We start from the raw sequence: 16,885 nt of genomic DNA on the forward strand, positions 1-16,885 counted from the left end.
GCCCGCATCTCTCCGTCCGTCCCGCTTCGGCGCGTCAGCCCGTCCGCTTGGCCGGACTGTCCGCCAAGAGCGGAATCGTCAAGACGACGCTGGTGCCCTGCCCGTAGCTGCTCTCGATTTCGATGCCGTATTGCGCCCCGTAGGCAATCCGGATCTGGGCGTTGATGTTGCGCAGCGCGAAATGGCTGCCCTGGATGTCCGCGTCGCCGCGCAGCAGGCGCCGCAGCTCGGCGAGCTTCTCCGGCGTCATGCCCTGCCCGTCGTCGACGACCGTGAACTTCAGGCACTCGCCCTCGCGGAGAAACGAGACGTTGAGCCGGCCCTTCCCCGGCTTCTTCTCCAGCCCATGGTAGATGGCATTCTCGACGAGCGGCTGGAAGATCGACTTCAGCACCCGGTAATCGGCCAGCGACTCGTCCACGTGCAGATGGAGCGCGAACTTGTCCCGGTAGCGGATCTTCTGGATCAGAATATAGCTGTCGATCAGCTGCACGATCCGGCCGATCTGGACCTCGTCCATCCCCTCGCTCAGGCTGAGCCGCAAATATTTGGACAGGCCGAACACCATCGTGCTGATGTCGTCCACCTTATGGATGCGGGCGATCCAGTGCACGGAGTCGAGCGTGTTATACAGGAAGTGGGCGTTGATCTGGGAGCCGAGCATCTTCAGCTGCAGCTCCTGCTCGAGCAGCTTCTGGACGTACAGCTCGTTGATCAGCGCTTTGATGCGGGCGACCATGTCGTTGAAGTGCAGGAACAAGTAACCGAATTCGTCTTCGCGCTTGTCCGCGATGCGCGCGTCGAAGTCGCCGTTCTTGGCTTTGCGCATGGCGCGGATCATCCGGTGCAGCGGCCGGTGCACCGAGGAGGCGATCAGCACGGCGAGCAGTATCCCGATCGACAGGCAGAACACGCCGAGCGTGACCATGTACCAGCGGATGTTGCGCGCTTCCTTGTCCAGGTCCGTGCCCCGCATCATGCCGACGAGCGTCCAGTCCGCGGCATCCATCCGGTTGTAGACGAAGAGCTTCTGTTCCCCGTTCACGGTGCGGCTGAACATGCCCTGCTGCGACCGGTTCGCGGGCATATCGAACTGGATCGCGTTCAGGATGCCGTCCTTGTCGCCGACGATGCCGCCGTCCTTGTCGATCAGGATGTTGATGCCCGAGCCGTCGTAGTCGATCTCCGACAGCAGGCTCGTAATCTCCTCGGCATCCATCTCGTACAGCAGCACGCCGACGAGCTCGCCGGTATCGACATCCCGTTCGGCCCGGCCGAAGGAAAAGACGGGCGTGGCGTCCTCTTCGCGGATCATGGACTGCCCGATGCCGAAATACACCAGGCCGCCGTCCGCCTCGCGGATGCGCTGGTACCAGGAGGTATTGGAGAAATCGGACGCGTACGGGTTGTAGACCGGGGAGGAATCCCGCGGCGAATACCGGAAGGAAGCGCCCCGCTCGCCGAGCAGGTAAATGTTCACGATGTCGTTGCGGGCGTTGATCAGATTGGCGAGAAACGCGGCGTTGGCATTGTTCGTCTCGATGCGCTCGAGCTCGTTGGCGTACCGGCGGGCCAGCTGCTTCTGGATGTCCCGGCTGCCGACCACGAGCATCGAGCGCTCGGCGTAGCCCTGCAGAATCGCGTCGATCCGCTTGCTCATCTGCTGGACGTTCTGCAGCGCCATCCCGCCGACCTTCGATTCGATGATGTCCGCCGATTTGTCGTAGGACAAGTAGCCCATGACGGTGATGATGACCAGCATGCTGACCACATAGAAGCCGAACACCTTGACGCCGACCAAGGCGAAATTGGACCTCCGGAAGATCTTCAGCATGATGCGTTCCCCCGATTCTTAAGCGCCGTAATTGCGAAATTGGGCGGGGGTCATCCCTTCCCATTCCTTGAAGGTCTTCACGAAGTGCCGGAAATCCTTGTAGCCGACGAGATCCGCGATTTCATAAACTTTCAGCGGCGTCTGCTCGAGCAGCTCCTTGGCCTTCGCCATTCGCATCCGAATGAGATACTTGCTGAGCGGCTCTCCGACTTCCGCGTGGAACATCCGGCTGAAGTACGAGGGGTTCAAATAGATGGCTTCGGCGACGTCGCCGAGACTGATGCCGCGGTGGAAATTGTCGTGGATGTAGCGCAGCGCCTTGTCGATGGCGCGCTTCGTTGACGGACTGGCGGCCGCTTCCCCGGCGCGATGCGGCAGGAACGCCGCCAGCACCGTCGCCTTCCAGTCCTGCAGCGGGCAGCGGTACAGCTGCAGCTTGAGCAGGCGCAAGGCCTCGTCGGACATGCCGTGCTCCCGCCATTTCGACAGCAGCAGGTCGATGAACAGGTTCAGCTCGCTGCGGACATTCATAGCGGGATGATGCTTCGCCGACTCGCGGAGCCGCTCCAGCTGTTCGTCGAGCAGAGCCGCGAGCCGGCAGCCGTCCGAGAGCTGCAGGGCGTGAATCATCCGGTTGGACAAGGACGTATCGAACAGCTCCGCCCGGTTCGCGGCTTGGACGGGCTCGTCGCGCGGCGATTCCGGCTCCTTGGGCGCGGCCGGCTGCGCGTCAGCTTTGCGGCAATCGGCACCGCCGCCGTTCGCGCCGCATCGGCCGGCGGGCGCAGGTCCGCCGCCGGCCCCCGCAAAGACGCGGTCTCCGCCATGCACGAAATAGTCCATGTTGTTCGCGAGCGCTTCTTTGAAAGCGTTGGACAGCCGCCTGCGGTCGGCTGTCCCGCTGGCGCCGATGCTGATGCGAAGCCCCAGCAGCTGCTGCGCCCGCTGCGCGGCACGCTCCGCGGCCTGGCGCAAGGCGGGGCCCTCGCCGGGCGGCGCCGCTGCGCCGGGCTCGGCCACGACCGCAACGTCCGCGTAAGCATGCTCCTGCAGCGGGCAAGCGAGGGCGCGCCCTCCTTCTTCGGCGAGCGTCTCCTCCATGAGCTTGCCCAGGGCATAGCGCATGAGCGCGCAGCCCTGCTCGCTCAGCCCGCGCTCGCCCCAATCGTGGACAACCGCGGTCAGAACGACGAGCCGTTCGGGGTTCAGATCGATGTCGAGCGCCCGCCAGATCGGCTGCAGCTCATGCTCGGCCATCGGCCGGGACAAGCACAGCTCCAGATGCTTCTGCCTCGCCAGCGGGACGCTCTCCCGGGCCAGCTCCGTCAGCTTATCGAGCCGCGAGGACAGCTTTCGCTTTTGCAGGATTTCGGCGGTGCAGCGGTCGATGATGCGCAGCAGCACGTCTTCTTCGATCGGCTTCAGCATATAATCGAACGCGCCGAGCTGGACGGCCCTCTGCGCATAGGCGAAGTCGCTGAAGCCGCTGATGAGGATCACTTTCGCATCGAGGCCCCGCCGCTTCGCTTCCTCCATGAGCGCCATCCCGTCCATGCCGGGCATCCGGATATCCGAGAGGATGATATCGGGCGCTTCCGAAGCGGCCAGCTCCAGCGCCTGCTTCCCGTTCTCGGCTTCGCCGATCAGACGGATGCCGTGCGCCGGCCAATCCACGGTCTGCTTCAACCCTTCCCGGATCCAGAGCTCGTCGTCGACAATCATTAGTTTCAGCATCATCATCGCTCCTTCGCGTTCCGCTTATACTTATCGTCCGCCCGATACCCCCGTCCCCGCATGAACCGCAGCGGCCGGTTACGCCGTGATCTCCACGGGCTTGCCGCTTCCCTGCTCCTGCTTCTTCATCATGTTGCGCTGCGCGTGGATGAGGGTGTGATAGATGCCCTGCTTCTCGAGCAGCTCCGCGTGCGTGCCAACTTCGGCCACCTCGCCCTTCTCCAGCACGAGCAGGCGGTCGGCGTGGCGAAGGGTGGACAGCCGGTGCGCGATCGCGATCGTCGTCCGGTTCTGCGTCACCCGCCGCAGCGCTTCCTGAATGGCCGTCTCCGTATCGATATCGAGGGAGGCGGTCGCTTCGTCCAGGATCAGAATCCGCGGATTGTGGAGCACCGCCCGCGCGATGGCCAGCCGCTGCCGCTCGCCGCCGGAGAGGTTGTTGCCGTTCTCATCGAGCATCGTATCGTACCCGTCCGGGAAATTGATAATGAAGCTGTGCGCATTGGCGATCTTCGCCGCCTGGATGATCTCCTCGTACGTCGCGTCCGGCTTGGAATACCGGATATTATCCATGATCGTGCCCGTGAAGAGGAACGTCTCCTGCAGCACGACGCCGATCTGCGACCGGAGCTCCTCCTGCTTGATCGACCGGATGTCGACGCCGTCGATCAGAATCGCGCCGTCCGTGACGTCGTAGAACCGGGAGACGAGATTGATCAGCGTCGACTTGCCGGAGCCCGAATGGCCGACGAGGCCGATCATCTCGCCCTGCTTCACCTCGAAGCTGATCCCTTTCAGCACGGGCTCGTAAGTCTTGTAGCCAAAGACGACGTCGCGGAATTCGATATGCCCGCCGATCGCATGCTTGCCGCTATGCTCCGTATCCTGCACCTCCGGCTGCTCGTCGATGACCGAGAAGACGCGGTCGACGGCGATGGCCGCGTTCGCGACCCACCGCGGCAGGAACATCATCCAGGAGATCGGACCGAAGATCATCGAGGCGTATGCGCTGAATTGAATGAGCTCGCCGATGTCCATCTGCTTATTGAGAATCATGCCGCAGCCGATCAGCAGCACGAAGTATTGCCCCAGCTCGATGAGATAGTTCGTGATCGGCGACAGGATGCTGAACAGCTTCTCGGCCTTCACCGACGCCGCCGCGAACTCGCCGTTATAATCGCGGAACCGCTTGATCTCGCGCTCTTCCTTCCCGAACGCCTTCACGACGCGAATGCCGCTCAGAACGTCGTGCAGGAACGAATTCGCCTTGTCGTACACCCGCCACTGCTTCGAGAAGAGCCGCCACAGCACCGTCTTCCAGATGTACCGGTGCAGGATCGCGACGAGCGGCGCGGGAATCAGCACGACGACCGCCAGCCGCCAATCGGCGTGGAACAGCAGATAGCTGGCGCAGACCAGCATGATGAGCTGGAAGATGGCCGTCGTGAACAGCTCCTGGATGAGATGCCGGATCCGGTCGGTATCGGACGTGATCCGGTTCATGACGTCGCCGGCCCGCTGCGAGGACAGGAAGCCGAGCGAGAGCTGCTGCGTCTTGTCGAACACCATCTTGCGCAAATCCGCCGCGATGCCCGAGCTGACGCCGGCCATGATCCGGCTCTTCGAGATCGCGAGCAGCTCGCCGAACACGAGCACGGCCAGCATGCCCGCGATTCCGAGGAAGAACATCCCCTTGTCCGGGCTCTCGCCCGCCGGCGGCTGCAGGGCGGCGTTGATGAGCAGCTTCTGGAAATGCGGACCGGCCAGCGCGATGCCCGACGACGCGAACAGCACGGCGACGCCGAGCGTCAGCATCTTCCAATGTCCGCCCGACACCGCGAGCAGCCGCTTGAGCGCGGCCGCTTTGTTCGTGCAGGTCGGGCAGACGCGTGTGCCGGTAATGAGCGGGCCGCCGCACTTGGCGCAGACCGCCTCCTCTTCGTTATTGAAGATCCGGATCGGCCGTTTGGCCGCCAGGTCGTTCAGAATTTGAGCGATGAAGCCGTACCGCGCCGCATGCTGCATCGTGACGCGGACGAGAATCCGTTTGGTTCCGTCGATCTCGGCCTCGAGCACCGCGCTGCCGATGAGCGGCACGATCTTGTAGGCGGTTCCGGCCGCGATCGGACGGCATTCCAGCGCGCGCCCGTCCTCGACGTACGCCCAGCTCTCGTCCCCGATGACCAGGAAGCCCGGCATCCGTCGGCCGGTCAGCGATAAGTCGGCGGGCACGCAGTACCGGATCGGCCCGACGGCTTCTTGCGCCGCGGCCCGATCCGCTTCGGCCAGCTTGAAATTGAGATTCATGCGGAAGCTACTCCCCTTTGTCCAGCCGCTTTGGCTTACATGCTCGTTTCGACCATCCGGTATTCCCTGTCGCTCAGGCGGGCGAGATCCGGGATGACGAACCGGTTGCCGTCCACGTCGGTGACGAGCAGGCGTCCCGCGCCGATCAGCTTCGTATGGCCGCCCCCGCCGCGCACGGTGAAGCGGCACAAGCCCGCCGTCGTCTCCGCCTCCCAGTAGGCGTAGCCGAATTCTTCCTTCACGGCGACCACCCGCGTGATCTCGGGCGCGAAATACCGGATTTGAATCTGCTCCTCCAGCAGCCGCGCGGTCTCCGGCGGAAATTCGTCCAGATCGCGGATCATGCCGATCTCCTTGTTCTCGATGGTCCGGATCGACAGATAGATCCGCCGGTTCGTATGCGGAAAGGAACAATGGACGTACACCGCCGGATGCATCTCGCCGTCCGCGAGAACGGAGAGCATCCCGCCCTCGGTCTTCTCGAACGACGCGTTGTCGTCGGTCAGGTAATGGATACTCGCGGCGTCCGACAGCTCGGAAGCCGCCTCCGTCTTCGCCGCTTCCGCTCGGGAAGCGCCCGCATCGGTCGTCATGCAGAGATCACCTCGTTCATTTTGAGCGCCTCGTCATGCTTCTTCACGAGGTCGCAATACGCGCCTTCGCGCTTCATAAGCTCTTCGTGCGTTCCGCTCTCCACCACTTTCCCGTTGTCCATGACGAGCAGATAATCGGCGTTGCGGAGCGTCGACAGCCGGTGCGCGATGGCGATCGTCGTCCGGCCCTTGACGAGCGCGTCCAGCGCCGCCTGAATGTGCAGCTCCGTCTCGGTATCCAGCGAAGCGGTCGCCTCGTCGAGGATGAGGATGCGCGGATTGTGCAGCACCGCGCGCGCGATGGACAGCCGCTGCTTCTCGCCGCCGGACAGGTTGTGCCCGCCGGTGCCGACGATCGTATCGTATCCGTCCGGCAGCTTCATGATGAAGTCGTGGGCGTGCGCGACATTGGCCGCGTAGAGGATATCCTCCAGGCTGCAGTCCGGATTGGCGTAGGCGATGTTCTCCGCGATGCTGCCGGAGAATACGTACACGTCCTGCGAGACGATGCCGATGTTGCCGCGCAGCGACGCCGAGGACAGCTCCTTGACGTTGATGCCGTCGATGCGCACTTCGCCTTCGGACACGTCGTACAGGCGCGAGATGAGATTGACGAGCGTCGACTTGCCGGCGCCCGAGTGCCCGACGACGCCGATCATCTGCCCCGGCTTCGCGCGCATCGAGACCTGCTTCAGGATAGGCTTGTTCGGCTCGTACCCGAAGACGACGTTCGCGACTTCGATCTCCCCGCGCATCCGCTCGAGGTGCACGGCATCCGGCTTCTCGGACACCTCGGGCACCGCGTCCTGGATCTCGAAGATGCGCTGCGCGGCGGACATGCAGTACGACCACCAGCTGACGATGTTGTTCATGAACTGGATCGGTCCGTACAGCATGTGCATGTAGCTGACGAAGGTCAGCACTTTGCCGAACGAGATCGTCCCGCCCATGACCATCCAGCCGCCGAACGACCAGATCAGGATGCCGCCGGCCTGCGTCAGGATGTTCAGCACCGGGAACACCGTGCCGCCGAACTTGTTGAACGATTGATCCGCGTGGGAATACGCCTGGTTGGCCGTATGGAACCGTTCGATTTCCTTCTGCTCCTTGCCGAACGCCTTGACCACCCGCGTGCCGCGGATGGTGTCGCTGATGATGGCGTTCATCCGGCTGATCGACCGGTGCCGGCGCCACGACAGCCGCCACAGCCGCGGAAACGACTTGCGGACGAGGACGACGACGACCGGCAGCAGGATGTAGCAGAGCAGCGTCAGCTTCCAATCCAGCGCGAGCAGGACGACGGTGATGCCGACGATGTTCATCGCGTTGACGATGAAGTAGGACATGCCGTCGACGAAGAAGTACTGCAGCTCCGTCGCGTCGTTGTTCACGCGGGTCATCAGCTGGCCGGTCTGCTTGCGCTGGAAGAAGCTGAGCGACAGCCGCTGCATGGCCGAGAACACGCTCGCTTTCAGATCGAAGGCGATGTTGGCCGACATCTTCGCGTTGATGACGCCGTACAGCACGCCGAACAGGAGCGCCAGCGTCCGGAATCCGATGATGAGCGCGACGATGAGGCCGATCCGGTGCGCGAACGGGCCTTCCCCGCCCAGCCCCTGGTCGATCAGCACGGTGCCCTGCAGGTAAGGGATGACGAGGCTGGTGCCCGAGTTGAGCAGCATGAACAGCACGATCAGGACGAGGGAGCTCCGGTAATTCCCCGCGAAGGCGAGCAGCCGGGCGAAGATGGCATGCTTCTTCATGCATTTCGGGCAGACCTGCCGGCCTTCCTCGGGATAAAGCATGCCGCACTTCGGGCACGCCGCCTGGCCGTGCTCCTCGTGCAGCTGCAGCTCGTCGAGCGGCTCGCCCTTCTTCAGCTTCTCGAAGGCGGAGACGAAGCGCGCCGCCCGGCCCATCTCGCCGTTCGTGAAGGCCGCCACGGCGCGTTCCTCCTCCGCCCGGAGGACGATCATGCCGGAGGCGACGAGATTGACGACGGCGAGCGATTCGACCCGGTCGAGGCCGATTGCCTCCACCGACCAGCCGGCGGCTCCGCCCGGCCGGGCGTGTTCCTGCCGGCCCGGCTTGCCCGCCGCGTAACCCTTGTACGTTTTTTCCGTGGCCGGCTCATCCAGACTGGCCGCGATCAGGAGCCGATCGCCGGTCAAGATCAGATGCGTGTCCAGAAACGCGCCGCCGGCCGTCCGGTCGCAAACCATCGCGTAGACGATATCGTCCCGCTCGATGCCGCGCTGCTTCAGTATGGCGCTTAATTCAGGGGTCAGAATAGCGATCAGCTCTTTCGAAAATAAGATTTGAAAGCGATTTCAGTGCTGAAAAACGAAAACCGTTGCCGCCGCGCCGGAATCGGTCTATCCTGCGCAGCCGCCCTCCGCGGGCGCCTGTTTCTTCCATCCCCTCCATAAATATTCATCATATTCAATATATAAAAAATGCCGCGTCGCCACCATGATTTTTTTAAAGAATGGCTGAATTTTCTAGCGGGGCGCGGGAGCGATGACGGATAGGCCGTCCTTCCGCCTTCGCGGCGCATGCTTTCCTTCCATCTTACAGAAGCGGAAGTCGGGACGATATGAGGCTCGTTTTGGTTTTGGTGGGGTATCTTTACTTTTCCAGCTCTTCCCATCCGCATTTGAGGCGCGCCGAAGGGCCGCTCCGCGCGCTTGCCGGATGCTTCGAGGACAAAAAAAGGGACCCGCTGCAGCGGGCAGCGGGTCCAACAATTCTATTATTAAAGGGGGGTCGAGATTGATTATAGGCGCCTTAGATTAAAACAAGCTGAAATTCGGATTGCAATCCCGTTACAATTGCGTGTTGGAAGATTACGGCGCGCCGGGACCGGACGCGGTTGCATTTCCAAAAAAATTTCGCACCGCCGCAAAGAAAAACGAAAGCGCTCTCGAATGTATTCAGTAGGCTTCCAAGCATCGACAACGTCGACAACGGCCGGCTTCCGGCGATCGGCATCCGAAGGAGGTGAGCAGGTCCGCTGCCGGTTCCGGTCCCATTCCAACGAAAAAGCGAGGAGAATCATATGAAACGACGCTCGAACCCATTCGTACGGGTTCTGCTGCTATCGGCCCTCTGCCTGCTGCCCGCTCAGGCCGCAGGCGCCGCGCAAGCGCATGCCGCTTCGTCCGAGCAGCTCCTGAACGCCTTCGACGGCACCATCCGCGACTTCGACGCCGCCCGGATCCTATGGGCGGCCAGCGACGGCAGCGCGCTCTGGCTGCACGACCGCCTGAAGGGCGGCGACGTCAAGATCTACGACGCCTCCGGCACCGATACGCTCGTCGGGCCGGCGCAGCTGTCCGCCTCGGGCGTCGTCTATAACGTTAACACCCGCTCGGGCGTATGGCCGCCCGTGAGCACGGTCTATGCCTGGTCGAACGGACATGCGGCGGCGATCGGAAGCGGCGAGGACGTGAAGCGCGTGACGGATGGCGGCACGGTCGCGGTGCTCACGAAGCATACAGTGGACCTGGCGGCGGGACAAGCCCGCGAGCCGGGCTACGACAGGGCCGATTCCGCCGGCGGAACTGTCGTGTACGCGGCGCCGAGCGGCCCGCTGCAGACGCTTGCGCTCTTCCGGGCGAAGCCGGACGGGAGCGCCGAGCAGCTCGCGGCGCCCTCCGCGAAGGTGACGCAGTGGTACGGCTGGACGCTTGGCTACTACGGACCGCTGACGGACGGCGCGAGCATCCTCTATCGCGAGCTCGTCGTACTGAACAATTACCGCGACATGAAGTGGGCGCTGCGCCTGCGCGGGGCCGACGGGGCCACGACGACGCTGGCCTTGAACCCATGGGCGAAGGGCAACTATTACGTCCCGAACGACGATTACCGGCTGAACGGCGGCTGGATCGCCTATACGGCGTACCATAAAGAGCCGAACAGCTGGAGCCTGTACGTCCGTTCGCCGCAAGGAACGGAGAAGACGGTATTCGAAGGCCCGGCGGGCTGGTCCTTCTCCGCCACGCAGCTGCGCATCGACGAGCTGGCCCCCGACGGCACCGTCGCGTTCACGTTCAACGGCAAGTCGGAGCTGTACGATACCCAGGCGGACAAGGTCGTCAGCACGGCCGGAGGCCCGTCCGCCTACCAGTACCGGGAGCATACCTTCGCCGGCAGCGGCGACGCGTCCGCCCGGTACGGCGTCTGGTACCGCGTCAGCGGCGGATCGCTGTACGCCGTGCGGCCGTAGGCGCCGGGATTGGACGAAGAAGAAGCCGGTCCGCCGAATATCGGCGGGCCGGCTTTTTTCTTAATGCAGGCCGGACTGCTCCGGCGCCGCGTTCGGCAGCCGGTCCGCGAACCGGCTCCAGTCCCGCTCCATCTCCGCATCGGTCAGCAGGCACGCGTCGAGCCCGCGGCTGATGCCCGTCCGGTCCATGCCGATACCGATGAAGACGAGCTTGTTGATCCGGTCGCCGTACTCCGCATCCCACCGCGCGGCAGCCTCCGGCTCCTCCTGCAGGATCGCCCGCCGCACCGCTTCGGGCAGCGCTGCGATCCAATAGCCCGACGGGCCGAAATGAATGGACGGCCCCGCCTGGCTCAGGCTTTGGGCCATCGCGCTCCGGGTGGCGAGCCAGACGATGCCTTTCGCCCGCACGACCTCCTCCGGCCAGCGGCTCATCCAGCGGTACAGGCGTTCGGGGTGGAAGGGCCGTATCCGCTCGTAGACGAACGACGCGATGCCGTATTCCTCCGTCTCCGGCACGTGCTGCGGCTTCTCCATCTCGCGGATCCAGCCGGCCGACAGACTGGCCGCCTCGAAGTCGAACAAGCCCGTGTTCAGAATACCCGACGGGGCCACGCGTCCATGGCTGGCGCGGATCAGCTTCGCCCGCGGCTGGAGCTTCCGCAGCACGCCCTCGAGCTCCGCCAGTTCCGTCTCGTTCATCAGGTCGCATTTGTTCAGCACGAGCACGTCGCAAAATTCGATCTGGTCGATCAGCAGATCGACGACCTCCCGCGTATCGTCTTCGCCGACGTGCTGGCCGCGGGCGAGCAGCGATTCGCCGGAGGAGTAATCGTGCCAGAACCGGTACGCGTCCACGACCGTCACCATGCAGTCGAGCCGGCAGTACCGGGACAGGTCGATGCCCTGTTCCTCGTCCACGTACGTGAAGGTTTGCGCGACGGGCACCGGTTCGCCCACGCCCGTCGATTCGATCAGGATATAGTCGAAGCGCCCGTCCTTCGCGAGCTGCTCCGCCTCCCGCAGCAAATCCTCGCGCAGCGTGCAGCAGATGCAGCCGTTGGACAGCTCCACCAGCTTCTCCTCCGTCCGCGACAGCCCGCCGCCGTCCTTGACGAGCGCGGCATCGATGTTCACCTCGCTCAGATCATTGACGATAACGGCCACGCGGAGGCCGTCGCGGTTATGCAGCACATGGTTCAGCAGCGTCGTCTTGCCGGAGCCGAGGTACCCGCTCAGGACGGTGACCGGGATTCGGCGTTCGAGGGTCGGTTGGTTCATGGGTTATCCCTGCTTTCGTATGTAAATTTTACGATCTAGAGACATGCATTCGCCGCGGCGCGAGCATGCGCGTCATTATTCGATCGGGACGGCGGGTAAAGGCGGGAAGGATCGCCGCTCTTCTTTCGTCGCCTTAATCGTAATAATTACTATTAAATCCTAACAGGCGCCGCCCGTCGCGTCAACCTCAATACAGCCGCTGCCGAATATTGGCTCTCCGGGCAAGGGAGGCTCGCCGCGCAATTGCGGGTGCAGCCCGGGCAATTGCGCCCAGAACGCCGATACTTGTTCGCGCCAAGACTTGTTCGCCCGGACGGATTGCCGCCTCGCCGCCGCGCCTCTATAATGGGCTTAGACAACGAAGCGATTGCGCGAGAAGCACGGCATCCTTAATTCCAACCTTTGGAGGGACTGTTTATGCCGCACTACCGGCACGTTTGCATTACCGGCACCGATCGCGGAATCGGGCTGGAACTGGCGATTGCCCTGCTGGAATCGGGTAGTACCGTCTACGCGGGCGGTCTCGTCCACCCCAATCCCGAGCTGGAACGGCTGGCGGCGCGATACCCAAACCGGCTGCATGCCTCCCGCCTGGACGTCGGAAGCGACGACAGCGTGAAAGCGTTTGCGGAGCGGCTTGCCGCGCTGACGCCCGAGCTGGACCTGCTGATCAACAACGCCGCGTTGCTCGGCGACACCGGCAGCACCGTCGCGGACGCGCTCGACTTCGCCGACATGCAGCGGGTGTACAACGTCACCGCGCTCGGCGCGATCCGCATGGCGAACGCGCTGCTCGCGCCCGTCATGAACGGCGGCAAGCTGATCGCGAACATCTCGTCCGAGGCCGGCAGCATCGGCCAGAGCTACCGCGACGCCTGGTTCGGCTACTGCATGGCCAAGGCCGCGCTCAACATGGGCTCGACCATCGTGCACCACAAGATCCGCCCGGATGGCGGCCGCGTGCTGCTGCTTCACCCCGGCTGGGTGAAGACGTCGATGAGCGGCACGTGGAACGACGCCGGCACGTACACGCCGCGGGAAGCGGCCGCGCAGCTGCTCGCCCGCATCGCGGAACGCGGCGGCGAGCTGCGCGAGCTGCCCTTGTACCTCGAAGCGGATACCGGCCGCGAGCTGCCCTGGTGAGGAGGACGATGAACATGAACGCACCTATACGCACGCTGCTGCTCGGCGACTATGCGGCGGCGCCGTGGCATCCGCTGGAGCCGGCGCGCGCCGGGCTGGAGACCGCGCTCGGCCCCGAATTCCGGCTGGAGGCGACCGAGGATTACGACGCTTTAAGCCGGCTCGATCAAGCGGAGCATCCGCTGTGCATCTCGTACGCGGACTGCTGGGACCGGACGCCGACGGCCGCGCAGGCAGCAGGCCTGCTGCGCTACGTCGCGGGCGGCGGCGGGCTGCTCGTCGTGCATAACGGCCTCTCGTTCCAGCGCAGCCCGGAGCTGCGGCAGCTGATCGGCGCCCGGTTCACCGGGCATCCGCCTTATCAGCCGCTCGTCTACCGCCCCGCGGCGGAGCATCCGATAACGGACGGCGTCGGCGAATTCCCGCTCGAGGAGGAGCCGTACCGGTTCGAGCTCGATCCGCTGGCCGAGCTGGACGTGTTCCTCGCCTTCGACTTCGAGGGCGAGCGCTGCCCGGCGGGCTGGGCGCGACGCTACGGCCTCGGCCGGGTCGTCTACCTGCAGCCGGGCCACCACGCCCCGTCCTTCCGGCCCGAGCCGTACCGCCGGCTGCTGCTGAACGGCGCGCGGTGGGCGTGCGGGCGGTAGACGAATGCGGGCGGCAGGCGCGCGCTTGACGGAAGACGGACACAGGCAGCAGAGGCGGACGCGCTGCCCGGTGAAGCGCGGTCGGCGGCGGACCTTCGCCGGGGTCGCCCGATGGCGCGGGACGAGAATGGGGACAGCGTTAAAAAGAGCCGTACCGCAAGCGAATTCGCTTGCGGTACGGCTCTTGCGCTTGCCTCGCGCGGCTATTCCTCACGGCGCCGATCGCGGCTTCGCGAAGCGCTGCGCCCGCTTACGGGCAGGCTTTTCCTGGCGGCGCGCACCGCGTACGTCTGCCGGGTCAGCCTGCCTGCGTCTTCGTCGTGACGACGACCGTGCGCGAGCCCCCGTCCCAGGAGATGCCGATGCCGAGCAGCCGGCCGGCGTCGGCGACCGGGACGTACAGCGTGCCGTTCAGCGTCGCCGGCGCGAACGTCAGCGGCGTCTGCTTGCCGCCTGCGACGGCATACGCCAAGCCCGCGGCAAGCACGAAGCTGCGTTCGCCGTAGACGATCGTCGTCCGCTTCGCCGCCGCGTCGTAGGCGGCCTTCGCCCCGAGCGTCTCGGTCAGGAAGCGCACCGGCACGAACATTCGGTTCCCCAGCGTCATCATGCTCGACGTAACCGGCCGCTTCTGCCCGTCGACGCTGAGGACGGCGTCCGCCTTCGCGAACGCCCCATCCGTTCCGGGACCGGCCGGCCGCAGCAGCTCGGCCGGCAGCCGGAACGCGTACAGCCGATCCTCGGCCTGCGCGAGCAGCACGCCGCCGCTGACCTGGAACGGTCCGTACGCCCGCGCGTCCGTCCGGTACCGGAACAGCGCCTTGCCGGTGGCCACATTCAGCGCGTACAGTTCCCCGTCCGTCTGGCCGACGAACATGCCGGTGCCGGCGAAGTCGATGCGGCTCGCGGGATTGTCCAGCCCCTGGTAATACACCTGCGTGCGATCGAACAGCTTCCGGCCGTCCACGCCCATGCCGCCGAAGCCTTTAAAGAATAGCTTCCCGTTATACGGGCCCGCGGCGAATTCCGCGCCCGCCGCGATCGGCTCGGGCCGCGCGATCGACGGGTCCGCGGTCAGGCTGCACCGGTACGTCTCGTTATCGAACGTCGTCACGTAGACATCGTCGCCGTCGATGCCGACATGCCGCGGAGCTTGAACCAGCGGATCGGTTCCCGCCTTCACGGGCACGAACGACAAGCTGCCGGTGATCTTCCCCGTCCGGCCGTCCACGACGTCGATCGCGGCGACATAGGCCGACGTATCGTTGCGCGGCCAGTCGTCGCTGAAATACAGCTGGTTGCCGTCGGCCTTCAGCAGCGCGTTGTGACTGCCCTCCAGCCTCCAGAGCGTCTTGCCCGTCGCCTTGTCGACCGCGTAGAACACATTTACCGTGATCGCCCCGGACTCCCATGTCCCGAAGAGCAGCTTGTCCGCCAGCACGATCGGGGCGCCCTGGCCGCTCGCCGCCGCCGTCCATTTCGCCTTGCCGGTTGCCAAATCGATCGCGGTCATCCTGCCGCCCGCGGACGCATACAGCATCGTCCCGTCGGGCGTCAGCGAGACGGGCGCGTTCTCCTTCGCCCGATAGATGCGCGCTCCCTTGCCGGTCGCCGGATTCACCCGGTACACGCTGCCGTCGGTCCCTCCCGCGTAGACGAAGCTGCCGGCGACGACCGCCGAGCCCGGCTGCAGCTTGGCGCCGAACGACCAGAGCGTCCTGCCGGTCGAGGCGCTCCGCGCGAGCAGCGCGCCGTCCTTGACGTAATAGAGGCTGCCGCCTCCGACGGCAGGCGGGTACAGCGCGCGATCGGTCGCGGACGGCCGGTCGAGCTCGGCGCTCCACAGCGGCTTGGCCGCCGGCACCAGGTTTTCGAAGCTGTACGGCGTGTCCAGGCTGTAGCTCGGAGCGCCGGACGCTTGCGCCGAAGCTGCGCCCGCGGCGCCGAGCGACGACAAGAGCGTGCCGGCCGCCAGCAGCCCCAGCGCGGCGGATTTCCACATGCGCATGTTCATGTTCGATTCCTCCCATCGGTCATTCGGCTTGATCCCTCTCTCAGACGATTGGTCTTACCAGAAAGTTACAATGGAGCGATAAATGCAACTTTCACTGAATTCCTGCCGTCTGTCTTATATACGCACACTACTCGGAGGCGAGGATTGTGAAAGTGAAGGTTGGAGCAATAGTTGTTGCCTTGAGTATGGTTTGTATTAATTCTGCTTTTGCCAGTTCAGATGATCTTGAACAACGGGCAAAAGAGAAATTTGAGGCAAACCGTTCAACGGAGGTAATCGTAAGTTATAATAAAACAAATACAAAAAAAACTTATGAAAATAATTTAATTCCAGTCCGATTCATATTCGAGAGAACCGCAAACCAAATAACTTGGAATAGTAAAACAAAGACTGCCGCAGTTGTTAGAAATGGAAGACAGTTGGTGTTTAGTTCAAAGGATATCACTGGTTCAAAAAATCTAATTATGTGGCCTAAGAAATGGTTCACATTTAAAGATGGAAGAACTTACGTTGATATGGTTTATCTCAACCAGATATTTGATCGATATGGTGACTATGAACCAAATTCAGAAGAAAGTGCTTGGGCTCAAAAACTAAGTTTCCTCGGCATATCTTACATCGACAGCATATATGGAGGAAAAGATTCTATTGAACATGTGTTCATAGATTTCAATTGAGTAAGTTATGTAAAATATTAAGGGCCTCACTTGATTAAAAGCGAGGCTTTTTTATTATTGTAGGTATAGTTTGTGTTTAGCTATGGATAAGGACTGGGCTGATAAGTAATCGCACTAATGTAAAAGTGCGTGAAAGTGACATTAAAATAGCGTCAAAGATAAGAGTTTTCAAGGGGTAGAATCACGATGGAGCTATGAAATAAGGCTTCGGGTGATACCTACTGTACCCTTATTATATGTAGGACTCGGCCATGCGGAGGGTCATCTGACCTTAGGCGTTGATCGTTAAGCGTATGGAGAGGGTCTGTCAAGAATTTTGTGTAAACTCACGTACAGTGAATCCTTAACGTAAATGCTGGCCAATACGATCCGGGAAGAAGACGGAGAGCTGGAGGAGGATTTGTCCCCAGTTCTGCACGCGGCCCGT

At 63.1% G+C, this 16,885-nt stretch carries 11 protein-coding genes; 4 read left to right on the plus strand and 7 right to left on the minus strand.

All coding sequences use genetic code 11. The annotated features are described in order from the left end of the window. Positions 1-34 precede the first annotated feature (34 nt). The 5 genes from ACFPB1_RS18940 to ACFPB1_RS18960 all read right to left on the minus strand — a co-directional run bounded on the left by ACFPB1_RS18940 (position 35) and on the right by ACFPB1_RS18960 (position 8,690). Complete coding sequence (locus tag ACFPB1_RS18940; protein ID WP_379227674.1) at positions 35-1,834, minus strand: histidine kinase; 1,800 nt, start codon at positions 1,832-1,834, stop codon at positions 35-37. Between the two features lie 18 nt (positions 1,835-1,852). Next, positions 1,853-3,568: a response regulator gene (locus ACFPB1_RS18945; protein ID WP_379227675.1), complete on the minus strand. Its 1,716-nt coding sequence runs from the start codon at positions 3,566-3,568 to the stop codon at positions 1,853-1,855. 78 nt (positions 3,569-3,646) lie between these two features. Continuing rightward, positions 3,647-5,875 carry an ABC transporter ATP-binding protein gene (locus tag ACFPB1_RS18950; protein WP_379227676.1) on the minus strand — a complete coding sequence of 743 codons (2,229 nt, stop codon included), beginning with the start codon at positions 5,873-5,875 and terminating at the stop codon, positions 3,647-3,649. A gap of 35 nt (positions 5,876-5,910) precedes the next feature. Next, on the minus strand, positions 5,911-6,468 hold the full coding sequence (locus ACFPB1_RS18955; RefSeq protein WP_379227677.1) for a DUF1854 domain-containing protein: 558 nt from the start codon (positions 6,466-6,468) through the stop codon (positions 5,911-5,913). After that, complete coding sequence (locus ACFPB1_RS18960; protein ID WP_379227678.1) at positions 6,465-8,690, minus strand: ABC transporter ATP-binding protein; 2,226 nt, start codon at positions 8,688-8,690, stop codon at positions 6,465-6,467. Before ACFPB1_RS18960 ends, ACFPB1_RS18955 begins: the two co-directional genes overlap by 4 nt. Before the next feature lie 836 nt (positions 8,691-9,526). Between ACFPB1_RS18960 and ACFPB1_RS18965 the strand changes: the two genes are divergently transcribed. Then, the gene (locus tag ACFPB1_RS18965; RefSeq protein WP_379227679.1) at positions 9,527-10,696 is read left to right on the plus strand and encodes a hypothetical protein; all 1,170 of its coding nucleotides are present in this window, start codon (positions 9,527-9,529) and stop codon (positions 10,694-10,696) included. A gap of 60 nt (positions 10,697-10,756) precedes the next feature. Here ACFPB1_RS18965 and ACFPB1_RS18970 read toward each other — a convergent pair whose 3' ends face one another. Continuing rightward, positions 10,757-11,977 carry a GTP-binding protein gene (locus ACFPB1_RS18970; protein WP_379227680.1) on the minus strand — a complete coding sequence of 407 codons (1,221 nt, stop codon included), beginning with the start codon at positions 11,975-11,977 and terminating at the stop codon, positions 10,757-10,759. Positions 11,978-12,394: 417 nt separating this feature from the next. On the opposite strand from ACFPB1_RS18970, the gene ACFPB1_RS18975 reads away from it, so the two are divergent. After that, a complete protein-coding gene (locus tag ACFPB1_RS18975) occupies positions 12,395-13,120 on the plus strand; it encodes an SDR family NAD(P)-dependent oxidoreductase (protein ID WP_379227681.1) in 726 nt (241 codons plus the stop codon). 14 nt (positions 13,121-13,134) lie between these two features. Further along, a complete protein-coding gene (locus ACFPB1_RS18980) occupies positions 13,135-13,767 on the plus strand; it encodes a ThuA domain-containing protein (RefSeq protein WP_379227682.1) in 633 nt (210 codons plus the stop codon). A gap of 298 nt (positions 13,768-14,065) precedes the next feature. Here the strand turns inward: ACFPB1_RS18980 and ACFPB1_RS18985 are convergent, their stop codons facing one another. Further along, complete coding sequence (locus tag ACFPB1_RS18985) at positions 14,066-15,781, minus strand: PQQ-binding-like beta-propeller repeat protein (protein ID WP_379227683.1); 1,716 nt, start codon at positions 15,779-15,781, stop codon at positions 14,066-14,068. A 146-nt stretch (positions 15,782-15,927) separates the two neighbouring features. Here ACFPB1_RS18985 and ACFPB1_RS18990 point away from each other — a divergent pair, with 146 nt between their 5' ends. Continuing rightward, positions 15,928-16,458 (plus strand): stalk domain-containing protein, encoded by a 531-nt coding sequence (locus tag ACFPB1_RS18990; RefSeq protein ID WP_379227684.1) that lies wholly within the window; start codon positions 15,928-15,930, stop codon positions 16,456-16,458. Positions 16,459-16,885: the final 427 nt, after the last annotated feature.

The sequence above is a fragment of the Paenibacillus sp. GCM10023250 genome, from assembly GCF_042653205.1.
Lineage (GTDB): Bacteria > Bacillota > Bacilli > Paenibacillales > Paenibacillaceae > Paenibacillus_Z.